General features: G+C 69.1%; 23 protein-coding genes and 1 pseudogene. 16 read left to right on the top strand and 8 right to left on the bottom strand.

Going from position 1 to position 21,929, the window contains the following annotated elements:
• Nucleotides 1–5 precede the first annotated feature (5 nt).
• The gene (locus tag M9979_RS05015) at nt 6–899 is read right to left on the bottom strand and encodes a hypothetical protein (RefSeq protein ID WP_254288244.1); all 894 of its coding nucleotides are present in this window, start codon (nt 897–899) and stop codon (nt 6–8) included.
• A 297-nt stretch (nt 900–1,196) separates the two neighbouring features.
• On the bottom strand, nt 1,197–2,171 hold the full coding sequence (locus tag M9979_RS05010; RefSeq protein ID WP_254288243.1) for a helix-turn-helix domain-containing protein: 975 nt from the start codon (nt 2,169–2,171) through the stop codon (nt 1,197–1,199).
• Nucleotides 2,172–2,388: 217 nt separating this feature from the next.
• Here M9979_RS05010 and M9979_RS05005 point away from each other — a divergent pair, with 217 nt between their 5' ends.
• Nucleotides 2,389–3,888, top strand: coding sequence for an ABC1 kinase family protein (locus tag M9979_RS05005; protein WP_254288242.1), 1,500 nt, complete (start codon nt 2,389–2,391; stop codon nt 3,886–3,888).
• Between the two features lie 112 nt (nt 3,889–4,000).
• Here M9979_RS05005 and M9979_RS05000 read toward each other — a convergent pair whose 3' ends face one another.
• The 3 genes and pseudogenes from M9979_RS05000 to M9979_RS04990 all read right to left on the bottom strand — a co-directional run bounded on the left by M9979_RS05000 (nt 4,001) and on the right by M9979_RS04990 (nt 5,720).
• Nucleotides 4,001–4,690 carry an EF-hand domain-containing protein gene (locus M9979_RS05000; RefSeq protein WP_254288241.1) on the bottom strand — a complete coding sequence of 230 codons (690 nt, stop codon included), beginning with the start codon at nt 4,688–4,690 and terminating at the stop codon, nt 4,001–4,003.
• Nucleotides 4,691–4,741: 51 nt separating this feature from the next.
• Nucleotides 4,742–4,924: pseudogene (locus M9979_RS04995) on the bottom strand (hypothetical protein); the annotation flags it as partial.
• 301 nt (nt 4,925–5,225) lie between these two features.
• Nucleotides 5,226–5,720: a copper chaperone PCu(A)C gene (locus M9979_RS04990; protein ID WP_254288240.1), complete on the bottom strand. Its 495-nt coding sequence runs from the start codon at nt 5,718–5,720 to the stop codon at nt 5,226–5,228.
• A 143-nt stretch (nt 5,721–5,863) separates the two neighbouring features.
• On the opposite strand from M9979_RS04990, the gene dnaK reads away from it, so the two are divergent.
• The 3 genes from dnaK (at nt 5,864) to M9979_RS04975 (ending at nt 9,793) form a co-directional block, all read left to right on the top strand.
• Nucleotides 5,864–7,768: a molecular chaperone DnaK gene (gene dnaK / locus M9979_RS04985; RefSeq protein ID WP_254288239.1), complete on the top strand. Its 1,905-nt coding sequence runs from the start codon at nt 5,864–5,866 to the stop codon at nt 7,766–7,768.
• Between the two features lie 204 nt (nt 7,769–7,972).
• Complete coding sequence (dnaJ, locus tag M9979_RS04980; protein ID WP_254288238.1) at nt 7,973–9,097, top strand: molecular chaperone DnaJ; 1,125 nt, start codon at nt 7,973–7,975, stop codon at nt 9,095–9,097.
• A gap of 246 nt (nt 9,098–9,343) precedes the next feature.
• A complete protein-coding gene (locus M9979_RS04975) occupies nt 9,344–9,793 on the top strand; it encodes a TM2 domain-containing protein (protein WP_254288237.1) in 450 nt (149 codons plus the stop codon).
• A 60-nt stretch (nt 9,794–9,853) separates the two neighbouring features.
• Here the strand turns inward: M9979_RS04975 and M9979_RS04970 are convergent, their stop codons facing one another.
• The gene (locus tag M9979_RS04970) at nt 9,854–10,006 is read right to left on the bottom strand and encodes a hypothetical protein (protein WP_254288236.1); all 153 of its coding nucleotides are present in this window, start codon (nt 10,004–10,006) and stop codon (nt 9,854–9,856) included.
• 148 nt (nt 10,007–10,154) lie between these two features.
• Between M9979_RS04970 and M9979_RS04965 the strand changes: the two genes are divergently transcribed.
• Entirely contained in the window at nt 10,155–10,667 is a 513-nt protein-coding gene (locus tag M9979_RS04965) for a thioredoxin family protein (RefSeq protein WP_254288235.1), read from the top strand.
• Nucleotides 10,668–10,807: 140 nt separating this feature from the next.
• On the opposite strand, the gene purB is transcribed toward M9979_RS04965, so the two are convergent.
• On the bottom strand, nt 10,808–12,118 hold the full coding sequence (gene purB / locus M9979_RS04960) for an adenylosuccinate lyase (protein ID WP_254288234.1): 1,311 nt from the start codon (nt 12,116–12,118) through the stop codon (nt 10,808–10,810).
• Between the two features lie 206 nt (nt 12,119–12,324).
• On the opposite strand from purB, the gene M9979_RS04955 reads away from it, so the two are divergent.
• Nucleotides 12,325–12,831 (top strand): EF-hand domain-containing protein, encoded by a 507-nt coding sequence (locus M9979_RS04955; protein ID WP_254288233.1) that lies wholly within the window; start codon nt 12,325–12,327, stop codon nt 12,829–12,831.
• 297 nt (nt 12,832–13,128) lie between these two features.
• On the opposite strand, the gene radC is transcribed toward M9979_RS04955, so the two are convergent.
• A complete protein-coding gene (radC, locus tag M9979_RS04950; protein WP_254288232.1) occupies nt 13,129–13,821 on the bottom strand; it encodes a RadC family protein in 693 nt (230 codons plus the stop codon).
• A 75-nt stretch (nt 13,822–13,896) separates the two neighbouring features.
• Between radC and M9979_RS04945 the strand changes: the two genes are divergently transcribed.
• From M9979_RS04945 to M9979_RS04900, 10 genes are all read left to right on the top strand, one after another.
• The gene (locus M9979_RS04945) at nt 13,897–17,055 is read left to right on the top strand and encodes an intermembrane phospholipid transport YdbH family protein (protein ID WP_254288231.1); all 3,159 of its coding nucleotides are present in this window, start codon (nt 13,897–13,899) and stop codon (nt 17,053–17,055) included.
• Between the two features lie 47 nt (nt 17,056–17,102).
• Nucleotides 17,103–17,282, top strand: a complete 180-nt coding sequence (locus tag M9979_RS04940; protein ID WP_340689045.1) for a YnbE family lipoprotein — start codon at nt 17,103–17,105, stop codon at nt 17,280–17,282.
• Between the two features lies 1 nt (nt 17,283).
• Entirely contained in the window at nt 17,284–17,655 is a 372-nt protein-coding gene (locus M9979_RS04935; protein WP_254288229.1) for a YdbL family probable chaperone protein, read from the top strand.
• Nucleotides 17,656–18,044: 389 nt separating this feature from the next.
• Nucleotides 18,045–18,365, top strand: coding sequence for an AtpZ/AtpI family protein (locus M9979_RS04930; RefSeq protein ID WP_254288228.1), 321 nt, complete (start codon nt 18,045–18,047; stop codon nt 18,363–18,365).
• Nucleotides 18,366–18,402: 37 nt separating this feature from the next.
• Nucleotides 18,403–19,194, top strand: a complete 792-nt coding sequence (locus M9979_RS04925) for a F0F1 ATP synthase subunit A (protein ID WP_254288227.1) — start codon at nt 18,403–18,405, stop codon at nt 19,192–19,194.
• A 40-nt stretch (nt 19,195–19,234) separates the two neighbouring features.
• Nucleotides 19,235–19,462 carry a F0F1 ATP synthase subunit C gene (locus M9979_RS04920; protein WP_038662560.1) on the top strand — a complete coding sequence of 76 codons (228 nt, stop codon included), beginning with the start codon at nt 19,235–19,237 and terminating at the stop codon, nt 19,460–19,462.
• 66 nt (nt 19,463–19,528) lie between these two features.
• Nucleotides 19,529–20,023 carry a F0F1 ATP synthase subunit B family protein gene (locus M9979_RS04915; RefSeq protein ID WP_254288226.1) on the top strand — a complete coding sequence of 165 codons (495 nt, stop codon included), beginning with the start codon at nt 19,529–19,531 and terminating at the stop codon, nt 20,021–20,023.
• Nucleotides 20,016–20,657, top strand: coding sequence for a F0F1 ATP synthase subunit B family protein (locus M9979_RS04910; RefSeq protein WP_254288225.1), 642 nt, complete (start codon nt 20,016–20,018; stop codon nt 20,655–20,657). Before M9979_RS04915 ends, M9979_RS04910 begins: the two co-directional genes overlap by 8 nt.
• Nucleotides 20,658–20,871: 214 nt before the next feature.
• Nucleotides 20,872–21,192, top strand: a complete 321-nt coding sequence (locus M9979_RS04905; protein ID WP_254288224.1) for a DMT family transporter — start codon at nt 20,872–20,874, stop codon at nt 21,190–21,192.
• A 72-nt stretch (nt 21,193–21,264) separates the two neighbouring features.
• Entirely contained in the window at nt 21,265–21,714 is a 450-nt protein-coding gene (locus M9979_RS04900) for a hypothetical protein (RefSeq protein WP_254288223.1), read from the top strand.
• Nucleotides 21,715–21,929: the final 215 nt, after the last annotated feature.

The raw sequence follows: 21,929 nt of genomic DNA, 5'->3' as shown, positions 1-21,929 counted from the left end.
GAGGTTCAGTAGAGCGGCGGTTGCGATGCCGCGGGCGCGCTGGGCGCGGACGGCGCGGACGGCGGGCGCGACGGATTGGTCGAGGGGCCGGTGGTCGCGAGCTGGACCGTCGGGGTGCTCGACGGAGAGGGGGTGGGCATCGGCGTAGCCGGTGCGGAGGCGATGGCGCGGGCGGGTGCGGTGGGCGCGACGGGAACGAGCGCGGGACTGGCGGGTGCCATGACCGGCGCGATGGGCAGCGGGGCGGACTGAAGCTGCGCGCGGGCGAGTGCATCGCTGCGCAGCGCGGCGAGCTTTTCGTCGGCGATCCGCGTCTGCGACCCCGCATTCGCGGCGAGCTGCGCGGCGGCGGCGGGAATGCTGCCGGCGAGCTCATATTCGCTGAGGTCGCCCAGCGCATCGATCAGCGAATAGGCGGACACCGGCATCGCCATGCCGATGCGGATGCGGACCAGCAGCTCGCGCCGGTTCGCGGCCATCTCCTGCAGCAGCAGCGGCATCGACACGCTCATCGCCTGGCGGCTGTACGCGTCGCGCCCGCCGGTCAGCAGGCCGGCGCCCGCCGCGAAGCCCCGCGTCGCGGTGACCGTCGCGATCGAATCCATCGCCATCGACAGCATGTTGGCGCCCATCGACGCCCCCGATTCCTGCCGGTAGAGCCGCCGCTGGAAGCGGTAGAAGGCGATGTCGATCGCGCGCAGCCGCGCATCGACGATGGCGTTGCGGCACACGAACTTGTCGGCGCATTGTTCGTAATGTTCGACCGACGCCGAACGCAAATAGAGTTGCAGTTCCGCTTCCTCTTCGCGGGCGCTGAACACGGGACTTGGAAAGCCCGAGACGGCGGCGCAGCCGGTCAGATAGGTGCAGGCGCAAAGCAGCAGCAGACGCCGAAGCATCTCGATCTCCCATGGATAGTTGAAGCGGCGCGATCGCCGCCGGGCCGTGCGATCAGCCGACCGGAAACGCTATCGCGCGATCAGTATCCGCAAGGCGACCCGCGGACCATCGGCCATGCCGGGGCCTTGCAAGCCCGGCGGAATCGTAGCGCACGGCCACCCATATCGATCAACCCCCCGATTGCGCGACGTGAACTACCCGACGGTATTGTGTTTCACGGCGTCGTCCCCGAAACGGACGGGTAAGGCGGCGGTTCGGGTCCAGCAAGCCGATGACCCACCAAAATGGGTCATCGCCTATCCGGCGTCCGTTTCCGGGACAGGCGCGGATGCATGCGGATCGGTCGCGGACAGCGCCACCAGTTCGCCGAGCATCCGCACGAACCGTATCGCGAACGCCCGGTTGGTGTCGGAGAAGCGCGCTTGTGCCAGGATCGCCGAGGGCACGATGACCCCGTCGCCCGACGCCGACAGCGTGCCGTCGGCGAACAGCGCGGCGGCACGGCGGCGCACCGTTTCGTACGGCAGATCGATCGACCGCGCCGCCGCCCGCAGCGTGATCGGGCGGCGCTGTTCGTCGGGGGGCAGCTGGTCCTCGCCGGCGTAGCGCAGCGCGAGCGCGGGGTCCTGCGTGATGTGCTGGACGTTGGCGGCGACGATCGCCGAGACGATCATCCCCGACGTGATGTCGCCGTACATCGCGATGAACGTCTCCATGATCCGGATCTCGAGGCCGAGCAGCAGCCGGTCGACGATGCCGGGGGGCACGCGCTGCAGCACCGCCAGCGCCTCGGCAGCGGGGCGATAATCCGACGTCGCCAGCGTCGCGAGCGCGCGCGCCATGTCGTGCACGCCTTCGCGGCAGATCGCGGCGATGCGGGCGTCTGCCGCGAAGGCGTTGGTGATCGCGATCCGCTCGCCCTGGCGTGCGATCAGTCCCCAATCGGTCAGCTGCGCCAGCACGCGGCGCGCGGTGGTGGCGGGGATGCCCATAGACCGCGCGATCGCGGTGGCGCTGACGCCGCGGTGCGTGACCTGCGCATCCTGCGTGCCGATCCACATTCCCGTATCGGGATCGCGAAACGGCTGCCGGTGCAGGCATTCGCCGACGATGACGGAGAAGACGACGCCGGCGAACCGGTCGAGCGGGTAGATCGAGCGCCAGCGATGGCGGCGCGCCAGCGTCAATTCGGTGATGTGGCGCACGAGCATGCGAACCGGCAGCGGGTCGGGTGCAACGGCCTTGTCGGGGGCCATGTCGGGAAGCGCCATCACGCCCGTTTAAGCACCCGGATCGGCCCTGTCAGTCGAAATGCGCGCCGGCGTCGGCGCGGCTCCGGCACCACCGGCGCGCCCCCCTGCCGCGGCGGTGCGATCGTCGCCGTCGCGCGCGCCGGGGTGCGGCCCGCGACGCCCTTGACGGTCAGCCGCAACCCCCGCCCAGGTTCGGGATTGGCCCCGCCGGTGCGGGCGTGTCATAACCGGCCCCATGTTGAAGACGCTGGCGGTGGCCGGACGCGATCGCGCCCGGTTGGCAGAGATGACGCAGGTCGGGTCGCGGTTCGGGCTGGGGCTGTTGCTCGCCCGCCTGGGGCTGGCGGCGGGGGAGGCGGACGACGGCGATGGCGGCAATGCCATGACGCTGCCGGCGCGGACCCGGCTGGCGCTCGAGGCGCTCGGGCCGACCTTCGTCAAGCTTGGGCAGATCCTGGCGACGCGCGGCGACCTGTTGCCGCCGGCGTGGATCGCCGAGCTGGAGAAACTGCACAGCCAGGCGCCGACGCTCGCCTTCGCCGACCTGCGCGGCGCGGTGGAACAGGCGCTGGGCCAGTCGCCCGAAACCGCCTTCGCGGCGTTCGACGAGACGCCGCTCGCCGCCGCGTCGATGGCGCAGGTCCACCGCGCGACGCTGCACGACGGGCGGGCGGTCGTGCTGAAAATCCAGCGCCCCGGCGTGCGGCCGCGGATCGAGGCCGATCTGCGCCTGCTCGCGCAGCTCGCCAGCATCGTGGAGAGCGCCAGTGCCGAGGCGCGGCGTTTCGCCCCGACGGCGATGCTGCGCCAGCTCGCCGCGGCGCTGCTGGAGGAGCTGGATTTCACCGGCGAGGGCCGCAACGCCGATCGCCTGCGCGCCGATTTCGCCGGCGATCCGCGCGTCGTGGTGCCCGACATCCATTGGCAATGGTCGTCGCCGACGCTGCTCGTCATGGATTATGTCGCCGGGGTGCCCCCTCGCAGCGGCGCCGATCTGCGCGCCGCCGGGATCGATCCGGCGGCGATCGCCGCGCTGGGCGCCGACATGGTGCTCGACATGGTGCTGGTCAACGGGCGGTTCCACGGCGATCCGCATCCGGGCAACCTGCTGTGCCTGCCCGGCAACCGCATCGCGCTGCTCGACCTCGGCATGATCGGTCACGTCTCGCCGCGGCGGCGGCAGGAGTTCATCAGCTTCATGCAGTCGCTGACCGGCAGCGACCCCGCGCAGCTCGCCGACGTGCTGCTCGTCTGGTCGGCGCAGGGCGGTGCGTCGCGCGAGGGTATCCGGGTCGCGGCGGAGCGGCTGGTCGCGCGGCATGGCGGCGGCAGCCTGGTGCTGAGTGCGGTCGTCGCCGATGTGCTGGGGGTGATGCGGCAGGAGGGGCTGGTGCTGCCGCCCGACCTGCTGCTGATCTTCAAGGCGTTGCTGACCATGGATGGCGTCCTGTCGGCGGTCGAGCCCGGTTTCGACCTGTCGCGCGCGATGCGCGATGCGTCGCGCCGGATCGTCGCCGCGCGCCTGTCGAGCGATCACTGGATGCCGATCGTCCAGGCGGTGACGTGGGAATTGATGAAGCTGGGCGACGATGCGCCGCGGCTGATGCGCGCGGTCCTGCGCCGGCTGGAGGCAGACGAGCCGGTCGCCGCGACGCCGGCCGATTCGGGGCGCTGGATTGCGGGTGCGATCGTGTTGGGGGCGGTCATCGTCGCGGTGGCGTTGGTCTTCGCGTAGGCGCGATGACGTTAGACTGACCCGTTCGTGCCGAGCCTGTCGAAGCACAGGTGAGACTCAGGCCCTTCGACAGGCTCAGGCGCGACGCCTTCCTGTCCTCTGCGCCTCCGCATCATTGCGGGCGCGGGGCTGCCTGCCGGATCGTGGCGAGGAAGCGGGGCATCAGGTGCGTCGCGGTCAGCGCGGGCAGATAGGCGGCGGCTTCGCATGAGGCCCTGCTGCCCGTGGTCCGGTCGCATTGCGCGATGCCGCCATCGGGCGCGCGGGGTAGTGCCGCGTCGAGGCGGGTGCGATCCGCGGGCGACAGGGTGTCGCGGAACCGGTCGAGCTGCGCGAGGCGGTCGGCGGGTGCGACCGCTGGATCGCAGGCGGCGCCGGCGTGGCATGGGAGCGGCTGCCAGTGCGTCATCGCCGCCTGCAGCGTGGCGAGCGCGCGGGCGGCATGGGCGCCGCGTTCGTCGGGGCTCAGCACGCCGTCGTGGTTCGTGTCGGCTTCGGTGAAAGCGCGGTCGGCGCCGGCGATGCTTTCCGCGGTCGAGATGCGGCCGTCGTGGTCGGTATCGGCACGGTCGAATTCGGCGCGTGCGATCCGCTCGTCGGGCAGTTGGCCGACGGATCGGTTCTTCGGCACCACCATCGCCTGCGCCGCGGCGCGCATCTCGGCGAAGCTGACGTAGCCGTCGTGATCCGCGTCCATCCGCCGGTGGAGCGCCAGCGCCGCGGCTTCGTTCTGCGCGCGCGTTTCGCCGACAGGCGTCGCGGACGGGGCGGTGAGCAGCAGGGCGAGCAGGATCGTCATCATGCCATCCTGCGCCGTCCGGGATGACGGTGCGATGACGGCTGGCTGACATTGCTATGGCGGAGGAACGCCACGCATGCGTTCCTCCACCGATGCGACGGCGATCAGATCAGAGGGCCATTCGGCCGCGAGCGGGAGTTTGCCGAGCATCGTCATGCTCGCGCCCGCCGCATCGGGATCGCCCGCCGCGATCGCGTCGTAGACGCGGCGATGGTCGGGCAGCGGATCGCGCGGCAGCGTTGCTTGAAGCGGGTGGCTGGCGTGCCGCCATTGCCGTCGTCTTGACTTCCCTCGTTCGTGCTGGCGACCTGTTCATACGATGAGTCTCACCTGCCCTTCGACAGGCTCAGGGCGAACGGGGGCGGTCGATCCGCGTAAGAAAAAGGGAGTTCACGCGGAGGCGCGGAGGTGTCTCGCTTGGGGCAGCGTGGCCGGTCATCGCCGGAGCATGATGGAAGGCCGCCGGGGCGGCAAGCGCGACACCGCTGCGCCTCCGCGTGAATCTCTTTTCCTTTTAAGCGCTTCGACCCGATGTGCCCTAGAAATCGGGCTTGGGGTCCGCAGCGCCGACCGCCATCGCGCCGGCATAGATACGCGCGCCGTTGGCGAAGTTGAGCGTCAGATTGTAGATGCGGCCCGCCTTCGCCTTGGGATTGATGTCGAACAGCATGACGTGGCGGCCGTCGGGGGCGAAGACGGTGTCGGTCTTCGCGGGCACCGCGACGCTGGCGAGCGGTTTCATACTTGCCATGCCGCCGGGCCCGGCCATGCTCTCGTGCATCTCGGCGCGGATCGCGATATCGGCGCTGACGCCGATCAGCGTCGCGTTGGTCGGCCCCCCCTCCAGCGTGAAATAGGCGGCACCCGGACGGCCGGGCACCGCGGGCAGGCGGATCCAGGCATCGTCCACGGTGACCCGGTCGGGCCCGCCGCAGCCGGCAAGGGTCGCCGCCAGCCCAGCTGTCAGCATCGCCGCCCCCCGCTTTACGCCCCGTTGCCGCATCATCGTCCAGCCCTTCCCGATCCGGGTCATTTCTCGACTCGGTCCTATGGGCGCCGCCGTCTTGCGGCAAGCGGAACCCCACCTATATCGCCGCCATGCACCGGAACCCGTCGCTGCCGTAACGGGGCAAAGGTTCCATGGTTTTTTACTTGTGAGGGGCTCAGCAGGCACACATGGCTAAAGTTATCGGTATCGACCTCGGCACGACCAACAGCTGCGTTGCGGTGATGGAGGGCGGCAAGCCCAAGGTAATCGAGAATGCGGAAGGCGCGCGCACCACGCCGTCGATCGTCGCCTTCGCCAAGGACGGCGAGCGGCTGGTCGGCCAGCCGGCGAAGCGCCAGGCGGTGACCAACGGCGACAACACGATCTTCGCGGTGAAGCGCCTGATCGGCCGCCGCTTCGACGATCCGATCACCAAGAAGGACACCGAGCTCGTCCCGTACAAGATCGCGCGCGGCCAGAACGGCGACGCGTGGGTCTCGGCGGGCGGCAAGGATTACAGCCCGTCGCAGATTTCTGCCTTCACGCTGCAGAAGATGAAGGAAACCGCCGAGTCCTATCTGGGCGAGACGGTCACCCAGGCGGTCATCACCGTGCCGGCGTATTTCAACGACGCGCAGCGGCAGGCGACCAAGGACGCCGGCCAGATCGCAGGGCTGGAAGTGCTGCGCATCATCAACGAGCCGACCGCGGCGGCGCTCGCCTATGGCCTCGAGAAGCAGGACGGCAAGACGATCGCGGTTTATGACCTCGGCGGCGGCACCTTCGACGTCTCGATCCTCGAGATCGGCGACGGCGTGTTCGAGGTGAAGGCGACCAACGGCGACACCTTCCTGGGCGGCGAGGATTTCGACAACAAGCTGGTCGAATATCTCGCAGAAGGCTTCAAGAAGGACGAGGGCATCGACCTCGCCAAGGACAAGCTGGCGCTCCAGCGTCTGAAGGAAGCCGCCGAAAAGGCGAAGATCGAGCTGTCGAGCGCCGCGTCGACCGAGGTCAACCTGCCGTTCATCACGGCGGACCAGAACGGGCCGAAGCATCTCGTCAAGACGATCACGCGCACCGATCTCGAGAAGCTGGTCGATGGCCTGATCCAGCGCACGATCGAGCCGATGAAGAAGGCGCTCGCCGATGCCGGCGTGAAGACCGGCGACATCAGCGAAGTCGTCCTCGTCGGCGGCATGACCCGCATGCCCAAGGTGCGCGAGGCGGTGAAGGCGTTCTTCGGCAAGGAGCCGCACACCGGCGTCAACCCGGACGAGGTCGTAGCGATGGGCGCCGCGATCCAGGCGGGCGTGCTGCAGGGCGACGTCAAGGACGTGCTGCTGCTCGACGTGACGCCGCTGAGCCTGGGCATCGAGACGCTGGGTGGCGTGTTCACCCGGATGATCGACCGCAACACGACGATCCCGACCAAGAAGTCGCAGACCTATTCGACCGCGGACGACAACCAGGGCGCGGTGACGATCCGCGTGTTCCAGGGCGAGCGCGAGATGGCGGCGGACAACAAGATGCTCGGCCAGTTCGATCTGGTCGGCATTCCGCCGGCACCGCGCGGTGTGCCGCAGATCGAGGTCACGTTCGACATCGACGCCAACGGCATCGTCAACGTGTCCGCCAAGGACAAGGGCACCGGCAAGGAGCAGCAGATCCGCATCCAGGCCAGCGGTGGCCTGTCGGATGCCGACATCGACCAGATGGTCCGCGACGCGGAGAAGTTCGCCGAGGAGGACAAGAAGCGTCGTGCCGGTGCCGAGGCGAAGAACAACGCCGAATCGCTGATCCACACGACCGAGCGTCAGCTGGCGGACAACGGCGACAAGGTCGACGACGCGCTGAAGGGCGAGATCCAGTCGGCGATCGACGCGGCCAAGGCGGCGGTCGAGACCGGCGATGCCGATCAGATGACCGAGAAGGCGCAGGCACTCGCGCAGGTCGCGATGAAGCTGGGTCAGGCGATCTACGAGAAGCAGGCGCAGTCGGAAGCGTCGCCCGAGGGTGGCGCCGGTGGCGAAGCGCCCAAGGACGACGTGGTCGATGCCGAATTCTCGGAAGTCGACGACAACAAGGCGTAAGTGACGTCCCTCCCTCTCCCCTCCGGGGAGAGGGTCGGGGTGAGGGGCAGGGGTCTCGCAGAGAGGCCGGTCTCGGTGAGACACCGCCCCTCTCCCAAACCCGCATCGGGTGAACAGCACCCCGTGCTGTTCAGATCATGCCGGGGGTATGATCGGCCCGATGCGCCCCGAGGGGGAGAGGGCTTAGGGCTATAAGGGCCGGGCATGAGCACCACAGTCGACTATTACGAACTGCTCGAATGCGAGCGCAACGCGGACGGGGCGACGCTGAAATCGTCGTACCGCAAGCTCGCGATGAAATACCATCCGGACAAAAATGCCGGGTGCAAGGATTCCGAAGCCAAGTTCAAGGCGGTCAGCGAGGCGTATGAGGTCCTGAAGGACCCGCAGAAGCGCGCGGCCTATGACCGCTATGGCCATGCCGCGTTCCAGAACGGTGGCGGCGGTGGCGGTGGGGCGCAGGATTTCGGCGGCTTTTCCGATATCTTCGAATCGGTGTTCGGCGAATTCATGGGCGGTGGCCGCGGTGGCGGGCGTGCCCAGCAGCGCCGCGGCGCCGACCTGCGCTACGACATGGAAGTGACCCTCGAAGAGGCGTTCCATGGCAAGGCGACCGAGATCACCGTCGACGTATCCGCGCAATGCGACACCTGTCATGGTTCGGGCGCCAAGCCCGGCACCCACGCCTCGACCTGCCGCCAGTGCAACGGCCATGGCAAGGTGCGCGCGCAGCAGGGGTTCTTCGTCGTCGAACGCGCCTGCCCGGTGTGCCAAGGCGCGGGCGAGATTATCGCCGATCCGTGCAGCGACTGCCGCGGCGAGGGCCGGGTCGAGAAGACCAAGACGCTGTCGGTCAACGTGCCGCCCGGCGTCGACGAGGGCACGCGCATCCGCCTGTCGGGCGAGGGCGAGGCGGGACCGCGCGGCGCGCCGGCGGGCGACCTCTACATCTTCCTCCACGTCAGCCGGCATGCGATCTTCGAGCGCGAGGGCACGACGCTGTTCGCGCGCGCGCCAATCAGCTTCACCACCGCCGCGCTCGGCGGGGCGCTGTCGATCCCCGGGCTCGACGGACGGACGCACGAGATCAAGATCCCGGCGGGCATCCAGTCGGGCAAGCAACTGCGCCAGCGCGGCGCCGGCATGCCGGTGCTGCAGGGCCGCGGGCAGGGCGATCTCGTCATCCAGATCGACGTCGAGACGCCGACCAGGCTGTCGGTGCGCCAGCGTGAATTGCTCGAACTGTTCCGCGAGACCGAGACGGGCGACGAATGCCCGGCGAGCCAGGGGTTCTTCGCCAAGCTGAAGGGCGTGTTCGCGGCGGAATAGGCCTGCTTCAATTGTGATCGTCATCCCCGCGCAGGCTGGGATCCATACTGGCTGGCCGAGCGGCTCCATCTGCAGCCGTCGTGATTATGGATCCCCGCCTGCGCGGGGATGACGATGGTGTGAAGGAGCGGGCTTCCTTCCCTCCGGCGTATTCATTCGCCAAGACACCTTGCGTCGCTTTCGCGGATCGCCACACTATGCGCTTCGACGAACCGGGGGACATGCATGCGCGGACAGGTGTTGGGGGTGGATACGCGAACCGGCGAGGGGCTGGTCGCGGGTGACGACGGCAATCGCTATCGCTTCGCGCCCGAGGATTGGGCGCAGCGCGGCGAGCCGGCGATCGGCATCCACGTCGATTTCGAGGCGGAGGGTACGCGTGCGCTCAGCGTCTTTCCGATGCCCGCCGCGCCAGCCGCCGACGGCGCTACTCGGCACGTCCTCGCGCCGCCGCCGCCGCGCGAGCCGGTCAACGATCGCAACAAATATGTCGCCGCGGCGCTCGCCTTCCTGCTCGGCACGGTCGGCGTCCACCGCTTCTATCTAGGGCGCACCGGGTCGGGCATCGCGATGCTGGTGATGAGCATCACCGTCGTCGGGTTGCTGATTACCGGACCATGGGCGTTCATCGACATGATCCGCTATCTCATCATGTCGGACGGCGAATTCGCCGCGCGCTATCCGCGCACACGCTGACCCGGCCAAGCCGCCCTCTTGACGCCGGTGCGGCGAAAAGCGGGCGGGCGGGCCGATGGGTCACAGGGTGGAGATGATCACCCCGACCACCAGCGCCTGGGCCGCGATCGCCAGCATCGAGCTGGCCGCGGTTTCGAACATGCGCATGGAAGGTCTCCGTGCCGGAGGAATATCCGGCAAGCGCGATATGACGATCGTTGCGTGGGCGAGCAATATTGTTACTTGCAGCTATGCGTGCGTTTCATGCAAGTGTAACATTTCTACAACGGAGAAAGCGGATCTTGGCGGCGGGGCAAGCCACAGGGGCTTGCCATGCCGTCGCGTCGCGGGTCCAATCGCGGGGTTTCAACGGAGATGCCCCATGCCCCGCCCCCTGCTGATCGCCGCCGCGCTGGCGCTCGTCCTTCCCGCGCTCGCCGATGCGCGCGTCGCCGCGCCGCGGGTGACGGTCGCGACGTTCGACCAGCTGCCGCAGCCGTTGCCGCTGCCCTATGACGGCGCGGCGGATGCAAAGGCGGCGGTCGCCGCGGCGAAGGCGCGTGCGCTGAAGGGGCACAAGAAACTGCTGATCGATCTCGGCGGCAATTGGTGCCTCGACTGCCGGTTGCTCGCAGGCGTGATGGACCTGCCGGCGATGCGTGGCTTCGTCGCCCGACATTATGAGGTGGTGACGGTGGATATCGGGCGGTTCGACAAGAACCTCGACATTCCCGCGCGCTACGGGATCAAGGGGCGGCTGGCGGGCGTGCCGGCGCTGCTGATCGTCGATCCGAAGACCGATCGCGTGGTGAACAGCGGGCGCGAGACGGCGCTGGCCGATGCGCGCTCGCTGTCGCCGCAGGGGCTGGCCGACTGGCTGGCGCAGTGGGCGTGACCAAATCCTCCCCGGCACGGGGAGGGGGACCGCCCGCGTAGCGGGTGGTGGAGGGGGGCTTCCACACAGGATGTCGCTTGCGGAAGCCCCCCTCCGTCACGGCTTCGCCGTGCCACCTCCCCGTGCCGGGGAGGATTGGTTCAGCCGAACACGCGGGCGAAGATCGTGTCGACGTGCTTGAGGTGGTAGCCGAGGTCGAACTTCTCCTCGAGCTGCGCCGGCGACAGCGCCGCGGTCACTTCGGGATCGGCCTTGAGCAGGTCGAGCAGCGACAGCTGGCCGTCCGATTCCCACACCTTCATCGCGTTGCGCTGGACTTGGGCGTAGGAATCCTCGCGGCTCACGCCCGCCTGCGTCAGCGCGAGGAGGACGCGCTGCGAGTGGACGAGGCCGCCCATCTTGTTGAGGTTCTTCTCCATCCGCTCGGGGTAGACGAGCAGCTTGTCGATCACGCCGGTGAGGCGGGCAAGCGCGAAATCGAGGGTGATCGTCGCGTCGGGGCCGATGTAGCGCTCGACCGACGAGTGCGAGATGTCGCGTTCGTGCCACAGCGCGACATTCTCCAGCGCCGGCGTCACGTAGCCGCGCACCATGCGGGCGAGGCCGGTGAGGTTTTCGGTCAGGACGGGATTGCGCTTGTGCGGCATCGCCGACGAGCCCTTTTGCCCGGGGCTGAAATATTCCTCCGCTTCCAGCACTTCGGTGCGCTGGAGGTGGCGGACCTCGGTGGCGAGGCGTTCGATCGAACTGGCGATGACGCCCAAGGTCGCGAAGAACATCGCGTGGCGGTCGCGCGGGATGACCTGCGTCGAGACGGGCTCGACCGACAGGCCGAGCTTCGCGGCGACGTGCTCCTCGACCGACGGATCGATGTTGGCGAAGGTGCCGACCGCGCCCGAGATCGCGCAGGTCGCGATGTCGGCGCGCGCGGCGATCAGGCGCGTCCTGCAGCGGTCGAACTCGGCATAGGCCTGCGCGAGCTTCAACCCGAAGGTGACCGGTTCGGCATGGATGCCGTGGCTGCGGCCGATCGTCGGCGTCATCTTGTGCTCGATCGCGCGACGCTTCAGCACCTCGAGCAGCGCGTCGAGGTCGGCGAGCAGCAGGTCGGCGGCCTGCGCCAGCTGCACCGCGAGCGCGGTGTCGAGCACGTCGGACGAGGTCATGCCCTGGTGCATGAAGCGCGCCTGATCGCCGACATTGTCCGCGACCCAGGTAAGGAAGGCGATGACGTCGTGCTTGGTGACCGCCTCGATGGCGTCGATCGCGGCGACGTCGATTCGGGGGTTGGTGTTCCACCATGCCCAGAGCGCCGCGGCGGCTTCCTTCGGCACGACACCCAGTTCGGCGAGCGCGTCGGTCGCGTGCGCCTCGATCTCGAACCAGATGCGGAAGCGGTTCTCGGGCGTCCAGATCGCGGTCATCGCGGGGCGGGAATAGCGGGGGACCATGATGTTCCTTCGTCCTGATGGGCGCACGGCTCGTCGCGCGCAGGATCGGCACGACTCGCGGATTTCCGCGGGGAAGTAGCAGCGGCGACCGCGCGGCGTAAACCCGCAACCCTTGCATGCAGATGAGAAATGCCCATTTTTAACAAGCGCGGCGGTGTTCACACTATAGCCTGCCGCCGAGTTTGATGAACGATGGGAGACAAGCAATGCTGAAATATGCTCTTCTCGCCGGAGTGATGACGTTTGCTGCACCGGCCGTCGCTCAGGTGCAGGTGAATACTGCACCGACGCAGACGACACCGGCGCAGGCCGTGCCAGATCAGGCGACGTCACCGCAAACGCCGGCCGGTTCGCCGGTCAACGATCCGCAGGCCGCACCGGCGACCCCGATGGATTCGACCGCGCAGGCGACACCCGCCGGCGATGCGACGCAGAGCGCGGCGGCCCAGCCTGCGGCCGGGGCCGATCAGGTGGCGAGCGTGGTCGAGACCGAGTTTCCGACCTATGACGCCAACAAGGACGGCAAGCTCGAAAAGACCGAATTCGCCAGCTGGATGGTCAAGCTGAAACAGGCGAGCGACCCCAAGGCGAGCGCGACCGACGCCGCGACCAAGTCGTGGGTCAATTCCGCCTTCGCGCAGGCGGACAAGGACAAGAGCAAGTCGGTGTCCAAGCCCGAGCTGGTCGGGTTCCTGAGTCAGGGTCAGTCCTGATCCTGACATGATGCGAGACGAGGCCGCCGGAGCGATCCGGCGGCCTTTTTCGATCCACCCCGTGCCGGCAGGGCTATTGGATATGAGCGATTGCTCGGAGGCTCCCCAATTCCTTCGTCACCCCGGACGTGTTCCGGGGTCCACGGTTCGGCGCACGTGTCGTTTCGAGCCTCTTTTCCAACGTTTGCGGCACGGTGTACCGCGGAACGAGTCCGGGGTGACGAACTATTCCGGGCTGCCGGTTCGTCACGCGGCCATATGCGATAGCCCTTCCCGTGCCGGGGAGGATTGCAGCGGTCAGATCAGTCCTTGCGCTTTCAGGCTGACGTGGCCGCCCGCCCCCATGATGATGTGATCGTGCAGCACGATCCCCATCGCCGCGCCGGCATCGGCGATGGTGCGGGTGATCGCGACGTCGGCGCGGCTGGGGGCGGGGTCGCCCGAGGGATGATTGTGGACGAGGATGATCGCGGCCGAATTGAGGTCGATCGCGCGGCGGATCACTTCGCGGACGTAGACGGCGGCCTGGTCGATCGAGCCTTCGCTCATCACCTCGTCGCGGATCAGCATGTTGCGGGTGTTGAGGTGGAGGACGCGGAAGCGTTCGATGCCGTGATGCGCCATGTCGGCGCGCAGGTAATCGAGCAGCGCCTGCCAGTTGGCGAGCACCGGGCGTTCGGCAACCTCCGCCTTGAGCAGGCGGATGGCGATCGCGTGGGCGATCTTGACCGCCGCGGCGGCGCTGTCGCCGACGCCCTTGACGCGAGTCAGCGCCGCCGGGTCGGCGGTCAGCAGCCCGCCGATGCCGCCGAATTCGCGCAGCAGCGCCTTGGCGATCGGCTTGGTATCGATCCGCGGGATCGCCAGCATCAGCAGATATTCGATCAGTTCGTGGTCGAGCAGCGCATCTCCGCCCCCGGCGAGCAGGCGGCCGCGCAGCCGCTCGCGATGCCCGGCGGTGTCGTCCGGCGGAGGGGAAGGCGGCGGCATCGCAAGGCAGACTAGGATGCGGCTGGCCCTTGCGCAATTGCGCCGACGCCCCGCCCGCGCTTATGGTCGCCCGCGATGGCCGAGGGCGCTGACCAGTCGGGCGAGACGCCCTCCGCGCGCCGGCCCCGTATCCCGCGGTTCGGCTGGCCGGCGCGGATCGTGCTCGCCATCGCGCTCGTGCTGCTGCTGGCGCTGCTCGGGCTGTGGGTCGCGCGCAAGCCGATCGCGGGGCGGGTCATCGATGCCGAACTGGGCAAGCGCGGCGTCGTCGCGCGCTACGGGATCAGCGATCTGGGGTTCGGGCGGCAACGGCTGACCGACGTGGTGATCGGCGATCCCGCCGCGCCCGACCTCGTCGCCGACTGGCTGGAGACGCAGACGCAGGTCGGGTTCGACGGGCCGACCCTCACCGGCGTGCGCGCCGGAAATGTCCGCCTGCGCGGGCGGCTGGTCGACGGCGCGCTGTCGCTCGGCGAGCTCGACAAGCTGATGCCGCCGCCTTCAGGCAAGCCGTTCGCGCTGCCCGCGTTGCGCGTCGATGTCGCCGATGCCCGGGTGCGGCTGGAGACACCGTCGGGCGTGCTGGGGCTGAAGATCGCCGGGAAGGGGCGGCTCGACGACGGGTTCGCGGGCACGGTCGCGCTGGCGGCGAACCGGGTGGCGAGCGCCGGGTGCGCGGCGACGCAGGTGCGGGCTGCGCTCCGCGTGACGATCGCCGATGCCGCGCCGCGGCTGGCGGGTCCGGTGCGGGTGGCGCAAGCGGCGTGCGGCGGCGCGACGCTGGCCCGGGGTACCGCCGATCTCGACGTCCGGCTGGCGCCGGCGCTCGACGGCTGGCGCGGATCGTTGCGGGTGGCGACCGGCGCGGTACGGGGCGCGGGAGCGCAGGTGGCGGGGTTGCGCGGGACGGTGGCGTTCGACGGCAGCCGCGCGGCGACCGGCGGGGCGATCGACCTGACCGCTGCGCGGGCGCGGACCCCTGCGGGCGAGGCGGCGACGCTGGCCGTGCAGGGGCGCTATCGGATCGGCGCCGAGCAGCGTTTCGCCGGGACGGTGCGTGCGACGGATGCGGGCGTCGCGCCCGCGGCATCGCTCGACCTGCGCGGTACGGCGCAGGGCACGCCGGTCGCGCCGCTGCTCGCCGCGGCGAGCGGGGCGGTACGCAAGGCGGCGCAGCGGTTCGACGGCAGCGCCGACCTCGACGTGCGGCGGTCGGGTGATACCGGGCAATTGCGCGTGACGCGCGCGACGCTGACCGCGGTGAGCGGCGCGCGGGCACGGCTGGCGGGGGGCGGCGGGCTGGCGTTCGGCTGGCCCGACGCGCGGCTGCGCATCGACGGCGCGGTGGCGATGACCGGCGGCGGGTTGCCCGATGCGCGCGTCACGCTGGCGCAGGCGCGTGCCGGTGCGCCGGTGCGCGGGCGGGCGATCGTCGCGCCGTATGCCGCGGGCGGCGCACGGCTGGCGCTGGCGCCGGTGGTCTTCACCGCGACCCCCGGCGGCGCGACGCGGATCGCGACGCGCGCCGAACTGTCGGGGCCGCTCGGCGACGGGCGCGTCGATGGGCTGGCGGTGCCGCTCGACCTGCGCTGGAACGGCAAGGGGACGCTGGTCGCCAATCCTGCCTGCGTGCCGGTGGCGATGCGGCGGCTGGCGGTGGCGGGGCTGACGCTCGACCCGCTGCGGACGACGCTATGCCCGCTGCCAGAAACGGGGGGCGGCGCGATGGTGACGCTGGCCGATGGCCGCATGACCGGCGGCGTGCGGTTGCCGGCGACGCGGCTGGCCGGGCGGCTCGGGCAGACGCCGCTGACGCTGGCAGCGAGCGGCGCGCAGCTGCGGCTGGGGGCGCGGGGCTTCGTGCTCGACGGCGTCGCGGCGCGGCTCGGCGGTGCCGAGCGGGTGACGCGGATCGACCTCGCGCAGCTCACCGGGCGGATCGACGGCGGCGTGGTGGCCGGCACCTTCACCGGCGGCAACGGCCAGATCGCCAACGTGCCGCTGCTGCTGCGCGAGGCGGCGGGCGACTGGTCGCTGCGCGGGGCCACGCTGGCGCTCGCCGCGACGATGACCGTCGGCGATGCCGCGCCCGATCCGCGGTTCAGGACGCTCGCCGCGCGCGACGTCGCGCTGCGCCTCGCCGATGGCAGGATCGACGCGCGCGGCACGCTGTACGAACCGACCAGGACGGTGAAGGTCGCCGACGTGCGGATCGTGCATGCGCTCGGGCCCGGCCGTGGCACCGCGGATATCGCCGTGCCCGGCATCGCCTTCACCGAACGGTTCCAGCCCGACCTGCTCACCCGCCTGACCTATGGCGTCGTCGCCGACGTGCGCGGCAGCGTGAGCGGAGAGGGGCATATCGCCTGGACGGCAGACGGCGTCACCTCGACCGGCACGTTCGCGACGCGCGACACCGCGCTCGCCGCCGCCTTCGGCCCGGTCGCCGGGATCACCACGACGATCCGCTTCACCGACCTGCTCGCGCTGGAAAGCGCGCCGGCGCAGGTGGCGAGCATCAAGACGGTCAACCCCGGCATCGCCGTCAGCGACGGCACGATCACCTATCGGCTGCTGCCCGACAATCGCGTGCAGGTCGATGGCGGTCTGTGGCCGTTCGCCGGCGGGCGGATGACGTTGCTGCCGACGACGCTCGATTTCTCCGAAGAGCGTGCGCGGCGGCTGACCTTCCGCCTCGACGGCGTCGCCGCGGACCAGTTCTTGCAGCAGTTCGACTTCAAGAACCTCGATGCGACCGGGACCTTCGACGGCGAGCTGCCGATGGTGTTCGACATCGACGGCGGGCGGATCGAGAACGGCCGGCTCGCGGTGCGGCAGGGGGGCGGTGCCATCGCCTATGTCGGCGACCTGACGCAGAAGGATCTGGGCATTTGGGGCAATATCGCGTTCCAGGCGCTCAAATCCTTGCGCTACCGCAACCTGACGATCGCGATGAACGGGCCGCTCGCCGGCGAGATGGTGACCGACGTGCGCTTCGCCGGCGTGACGCAGGGCCAGGGCGCCAAGTCGAACTTCATCGTCCGCAGGCTGCAGCGATTGCCGTTCGTGTTCAACATCCGGATCCGCGCGCCCTTCCGCGGGCTGCTCGATTCGGCTCAGTCCTTCTACGACCCGCGCCGCCTGATCCAGCGCCACTTGCCCGCGCTGCTCGAGCGGCAGAAACAGGGCGCGGGCGTCCCCATTCAGCCCCCCGCAAGCGGAACCGTGCCATGAGCGAAACAGGATTGAAGATGTCGGAGCGAATCACGATCTTGCGACGCATGACGGGGATGGCCACGATCGGGCTGGCGGCGACGACGTTGGGCGGGTGCATCAACGTGTCCGCGCCGGACAAGCCGATCGAGATCAACCTCAACATCAGCGTCACGCAGGAGGTGGTGTATCGCCTCGACGGCGAGGCGAAGTCGCTGATCCAGCAGAATCCGGGTGGGATCTTTTGATATGAAGACAGGTCTATGGATGTTCGCCGGCGCGGTGGCCCTCGCGGCCCTGTCCGCCGGTGCGATGGCGCAGCGCGATCCGGCCTATGCCGCGGCGCGCGAGGCGAAGCAGGTCGGCGAACAGCCCGACGGCTATCTCGGCGTGGTGAGCGGCGGCGCCAGCGTGCAGGCGATGGTCCGCGACATCAACATCAAGCGCAAGGCGGCGTACACCGCCAGCGCGCAGGCGAGCGGCGCGACGGTGGAGCAGTTCGCCTTCACCAGCGGCTGCAACCTCGTCGCCAAGGTCGGCCAGGGCGAGATGTACAAGACGCCGTCGGGCCAGTGGAAGGAAAACACCGGTACGCCCGAGCTCGACGCGCGCTGCAAGTAATCGCCTGACCCCTCTGCGGTACGGGGAGGGCTATTGTATAGGAATGGGTCGGCGGTTCCCCAATTCCCCAATTCCTTCGTCACCCCGGACGTGTTCCGGGGTCCACGGTTCGGCGAGCCTGTCGTTTCGAGCCTCTTGTTCAACGTTTGCGGCACGGTGGACCCCGGAACATGTCCGGGGTGACGAAGTATGCCGGGTTGGCCGCGGGCGAATCGCCGGAGGAAGCCTCCCTTCCGTCACCGGCTGCGCCGGCGCCACCCCCCCCTACCGGGGAGGAATGGGGTGGTTGACACCCTCTCCCCCCTTACCTAAACGGGCCACGCCTTGGCGGGATCGCTCGTCCTTGCGCGTTTTCTCCCCCGGCTGAACGAAACAGGCGAGGGTGACGCGTGGCGGAAGACGAGACCGGGCGAGATTTCACCAGCGCGGAGGATCCGCGGTTTTCCGCGCTCGACGAGCGGTTGAGGGAAGCCCGGCAGGCCGAAGCGTTGCGGACGGGGCAGGGGGCGCCGAACGCCGATGCGGGATATTCGCTCGGCAATCGCGTGCTCGCTGCGCTCATCGGAAGCCTCGTCGGCAGTGCGCTGATCGGCTGGTGTATCGACCGCTGGTTCGGCACGACCCCATGGGCGCTGATCGTGATGCTGTTCCTCGGAATCGCCGTCGCGTTCAGGCAGATCATTCGGATTGCAGGCGAACGCCCGGAGTAACCCGGGCGTTTTCCGTATTAGGGAGCGAGTGGCCCACGTGGCGGCAGAATCGGGCAGCAAGATCGATCCGATGCACCAGTTCCTGATCGAACCTCTGTTCGGTCGGCATTGGGTCGTCGCGGGATACGACATCTCGTTCACCAACTCGGCGTTGTGGATGGTCATCACGCTCGCCAGCCTGTGGCTGTTCATGCTGGGCGGGATGAAGCGCGATCTGGTGCCCGGCCGCTGGCAGGCTGCGGTCGAGGGCTTCACCGGCTTCGTCTCCAACATGCTGACGTCGAACATCGGGCCCGCCGGCAAGCGCTTCGTGCCCTATGTCTTCTCGCTGTTCATGTTCATCCTGTTCGCCAACATCTGGGGCCTGACCCCGGTCGGCGTCGTCCCGGGCTGGCATCCGTTCACGATCACCAGCCATCTGACCGTCACCGGCGTGCTGGCGGTCATCAGCTTCGCGATCGTGCTGATCGTCGGTTTCGGCAAGCACGGCTTCCACTTCTTCGCGCTGTTCGTGCCGCACGGCACGCCGAAGCTGATGATCCCGCTGATCTTCGTCGTCGAGCTGATGAGCTTCCTGGTGCGCCCTTTCTCGCTGGGCTTGCGACTGTTCGTCGCGATGACCGCGGGGCACATCCTGTTGAAGGTGTTGGCGGCGTTCGTCATCAGCGGCCTCAACCTCGGGATCGGTTACGGCCTGCTCGTGTCGCTGCCCAGCTTCGTGCTGATGATCGGCATCACGCTGCTGGAGCTGCTGGTCGCCGCGATCCAGGCCTATGTCTTTGCGCTGCTGACGAGCGTTTATCTGAACGACGCCGTCAACCTGCACTGAGTTTTTCGTCAACCTACTGAATTGATACGGGAGTTTTGAAATGGACGCAGAAGCCGCCAAGATGATCGGTGCCGGTCTGGCCGCGATCGGCATGGGCCTCGCCTCGCTCGGCGTGGGCAACGTGTTCGCCAAGTTCCTCGAGGGCGCGCTGCGCAATCCGGGCGCCGCGGACAGCCAGCAGGGCCGCCTGTTCATCGGTTTCGCGGGCGCCGAGCTGCTCGGCCTGCTCGCCTTCGTGACGATGATCATCCTGCTGTTCGTCGCCTGACCACCGGTTCCTTCGCCGGGCCTTCGGGTCCGGCGGATCACCAACGGTTCGCGTCAAAGGTCTTCAATGCCCCAGATTTCCCAGATCGCCGCCACCTACGCCTCGCAGATCTTCTGGCTGCTCGTCACCTTCGGCATCCTGTATTTCGGGATCGGCAAGATGATGGTGCCCAGGGTCATCGCGACCGTGGACGCGCGTGAAGGGCAGATCGCCGGCGACCTCGCCGCGGCCGAACAGGCCCGTCTCGCCGCCGACCAGGTCGAAGCGGCGTGGCGTGCCAGGATGGACGAGGCGCGCGCCGCGGCGCTCGCCGAAACCAGCGCCGCCAAGGCTCAGGGGGCCAAGGCCGCCGAAAGCCAGGTCAAGTCGGCGGACGCCGAACTCGCCGAGCGGCTGGCGCATCACGACCTCGCCGTCGGCAATGCCAAGGCGCAGGCGATGCTCAACCTGCAGGCGGTCGCCGCCGACGTCGCGCAGGACCTCGTCGCCAAGGTGTCGGGCCTGACCGTCGGCATCGATGCCGCCGCCGATGCGGTGCGCAGGAGCAACGCGCATGGCTAATCCCGCCACCAACGGCGACGCCGCCGTCGCCGCCAATCTGGCCGATGCCGCAACGGCGGAGAGCCTGCAGCCGCGCGACGTGCGCGACGATAGCGCACTGACCGCCAACGTCTCCGAACCGGGCGCGCATCACGTCGAGGAGCCGACCGCACTCGGCTTCAACACCACCGGCTGGGTCGGCATCGCCGCGCTGGTCGTGCTGGTCGGCATGCTGGTCGTCAAGGTGCCCGCCAAGATCGCCGCGATGCTCGACAAGCAGATCGCCGGCGTGCGCAGCCAGCTCGACGAGGCCAAGGCGCTGCGCGCCGAGGCCGAACGGCTGCGCGCCGAATATGAAGCCAAGGCCAAGGCCGCCGAGGCGGATGCGGTGACGATGCGCGCACATGCGCAAGCGGAGGCGAACCAGATCATCGCCAAGGCGAAGCACGATGCGGAGGAACTGATGGCCCGCCGCACCAAGCGCGCCGAGGACAAGATCGCCGCCGCCGAACGCACCGCGATCGCCGAAGTCCGCGCGCTCGCTGCCGAAACCGCCGCCAGGGCCGCCGCGATCCTGATCGCCGAGCACCACGACGCCGGTGCCGATCGCACGATGATCGACCGTTCGATCGCGGGGCTCGGCCGGCCCAACTGACCGCCTAATTCCTCCCCGGTACGGGGAGGTGGCGCCGCGAAGCGGTGACGGAGGGGGGCTTCCTCGAGCGATCCGCTTGCGGAGAGCCCCCTCCACCACGCCTTCGGCGCGGTCCCCCTCCCCGTGCCGGGGAGGATTTGCATTTCCGACGCGCGTCTCTTCCCGGGTTTCCGGCGCCGTCCTGCCAGACCGAGCCCGCACAGGAGTAACCTCCATGTCGTGGCTCATCCTCGCCGTCGCCGTGTTCACCGAAATCTGCTGGGCGTTGAGCCTGAAATGGGCGGCGACGCTCGCGACGTGGCAGGCCTCGAGCGTTCCGATCATCCTGTCCTTCGTCAACATGGGGCTGCTCGCGCTCGCGATGCGCGGGCTGCCGGCGGGCACGGCCTATGCGGTGTGGACCGGCTGCGGCGCGGTCGGGGTCATTATCGGCGGGGTGCTGCTGTTCGGCGACAGGGTCGGTGTGGTGCAGGCGTGCTTCATGGCGCTGACCGTCGTCGGCATCGTCGGCACCAAGATGTTTGCACAGGCCTGATCTTCCGCCGACGGATCGCCGTGCTACAAGCGTGAGCGCGCGTATCGCGCGGCGTCCTGACGAGGTGATCCGATGTCGATCCTGCTGTCCCTGCTGCTGATCGCCGGCCAGCAGCAGCCTTCGACCGCCGCGGCGGCGGCCGACAAGTTCGCGCTCGACCTGCCGGTGGACGACAGCGTCACCGCGCCCGCCGATCCGGCGCCGACGCCCGCTCCGGCGGCAGTGACAGCGACGCCGGCGGTCGGTGTGGTGACGGGCTTCTCGCTCGATACGCCGATCGCCGCGCTGATCGCCGATCCGGCTGCGAAGGCGGTGCTCGACCGCAATCTGCCGGGCTTAAGCAGCGACGAAAATCTGTCCAAGTTCGAGGCGCTGTCGCTGCGCAGGCTGGCGCCGCTCAGCGGCGGACAGCTGACCGGGACGTTGCTGACCAAGGTGGCGTACGATCTCGCCGCGCTGGGCGGCGGTGCGCCGCCGCCGAAGGCGAAGCCGAGCCGCCGGTCGTTGCCCAGCGGGCGGTAAGGTTCTGTACCGGTGAGACTCCCTGCCTTGCCTCACCCACGCCGTCACCCCGGACGTGTTCCGGGGTCCACCGCGCGGCGAGGCATACGGATGGAGGGGAGGGCGTACGCCTGCGGCCCCGTGGACCCCGGAACGAGTCCGGGGTGACGAAGGATGCTGGGCACGGTCGGCCACCACCGCTTCCCCAGTCATCGCAACCCCCTAGCCCCACACCG

This window comes from Sphingomonas liriopis (genome assembly GCF_024211255.1).
GTDB lineage: Bacteria > Pseudomonadota > Alphaproteobacteria > Sphingomonadales > Sphingomonadaceae > Sphingomonas > Sphingomonas liriopis.
The sequence above is the reverse complement of the archived record's forward strand: the minus strand, read 5'-3'. Positions and strand labels throughout refer to the sequence as shown.

Coding starts and splice junctions, on each gene's coding strand:
- M9979_RS05015 (WP_254288244.1), bottom strand. CDS start 899: ATGCTTCGGCGTCTGCTGCTGCTTTGCGCCTGCACCTATCTGACCGGC.
- M9979_RS05010 (WP_254288243.1), bottom strand. CDS start 2,171: ATGGCGCTTCCCGACATGGCCCCCGACAAGGCCGTTGCACCCGACCCG.
- M9979_RS05005 (WP_254288242.1), top strand. CDS start 2,389: ATGTTGAAGACGCTGGCGGTGGCCGGACGCGATCGCGCCCGGTTGGCA.
- M9979_RS05000 (WP_254288241.1), bottom strand. CDS start 4,690: ATGATGACGATCCTGCTCGCCCTGCTGCTCACCGCCCCGTCCGCGACG.
- M9979_RS04990 (WP_254288240.1), bottom strand. CDS start 5,720: ATGACCCGGATCGGGAAGGGCTGGACGATGATGCGGCAACGGGGCGTA.
- dnaK (WP_254288239.1), top strand. CDS start 5,864: ATGGCTAAAGTTATCGGTATCGACCTCGGCACGACCAACAGCTGCGTT.
- dnaJ (WP_254288238.1), top strand. CDS start 7,973: ATGAGCACCACAGTCGACTATTACGAACTGCTCGAATGCGAGCGCAAC.
- M9979_RS04965 (WP_254288235.1), top strand. CDS start 10,155: ATGCCCCGCCCCCTGCTGATCGCCGCCGCGCTGGCGCTCGTCCTTCCC.
- purB (WP_254288234.1), bottom strand. CDS start 12,118: ATGGTCCCCCGCTATTCCCGCCCCGCGATGACCGCGATCTGGACGCCC.
- M9979_RS04955 (WP_254288233.1), top strand. CDS start 12,325: ATGCTGAAATATGCTCTTCTCGCCGGAGTGATGACGTTTGCTGCACCG.
- radC (WP_254288232.1), bottom strand. CDS start 13,821: ATGCCGCCGCCTTCCCCTCCGCCGGACGACACCGCCGGGCATCGCGAG.
- M9979_RS04945 (WP_254288231.1), top strand. CDS start 13,897: ATGGCCGAGGGCGCTGACCAGTCGGGCGAGACGCCCTCCGCGCGCCGG.
- M9979_RS04940 (WP_340689045.1), top strand. CDS start 17,103: ATGACGGGGATGGCCACGATCGGGCTGGCGGCGACGACGTTGGGCGGG.
- M9979_RS04935 (WP_254288229.1), top strand. CDS start 17,284: ATGAAGACAGGTCTATGGATGTTCGCCGGCGCGGTGGCCCTCGCGGCC.
- M9979_RS04920 (WP_038662560.1), top strand. CDS start 19,235: ATGGACGCAGAAGCCGCCAAGATGATCGGTGCCGGTCTGGCCGCGATC.
- M9979_RS04915 (WP_254288226.1), top strand. CDS start 19,529: ATGCCCCAGATTTCCCAGATCGCCGCCACCTACGCCTCGCAGATCTTC.
- M9979_RS04910 (WP_254288225.1), top strand. CDS start 20,016: ATGGCTAATCCCGCCACCAACGGCGACGCCGCCGTCGCCGCCAATCTG.
- M9979_RS04905 (WP_254288224.1), top strand. CDS start 20,872: ATGTCGTGGCTCATCCTCGCCGTCGCCGTGTTCACCGAAATCTGCTGG.
- M9979_RS04900 (WP_254288223.1), top strand. CDS start 21,265: ATGTCGATCCTGCTGTCCCTGCTGCTGATCGCCGGCCAGCAGCAGCCT.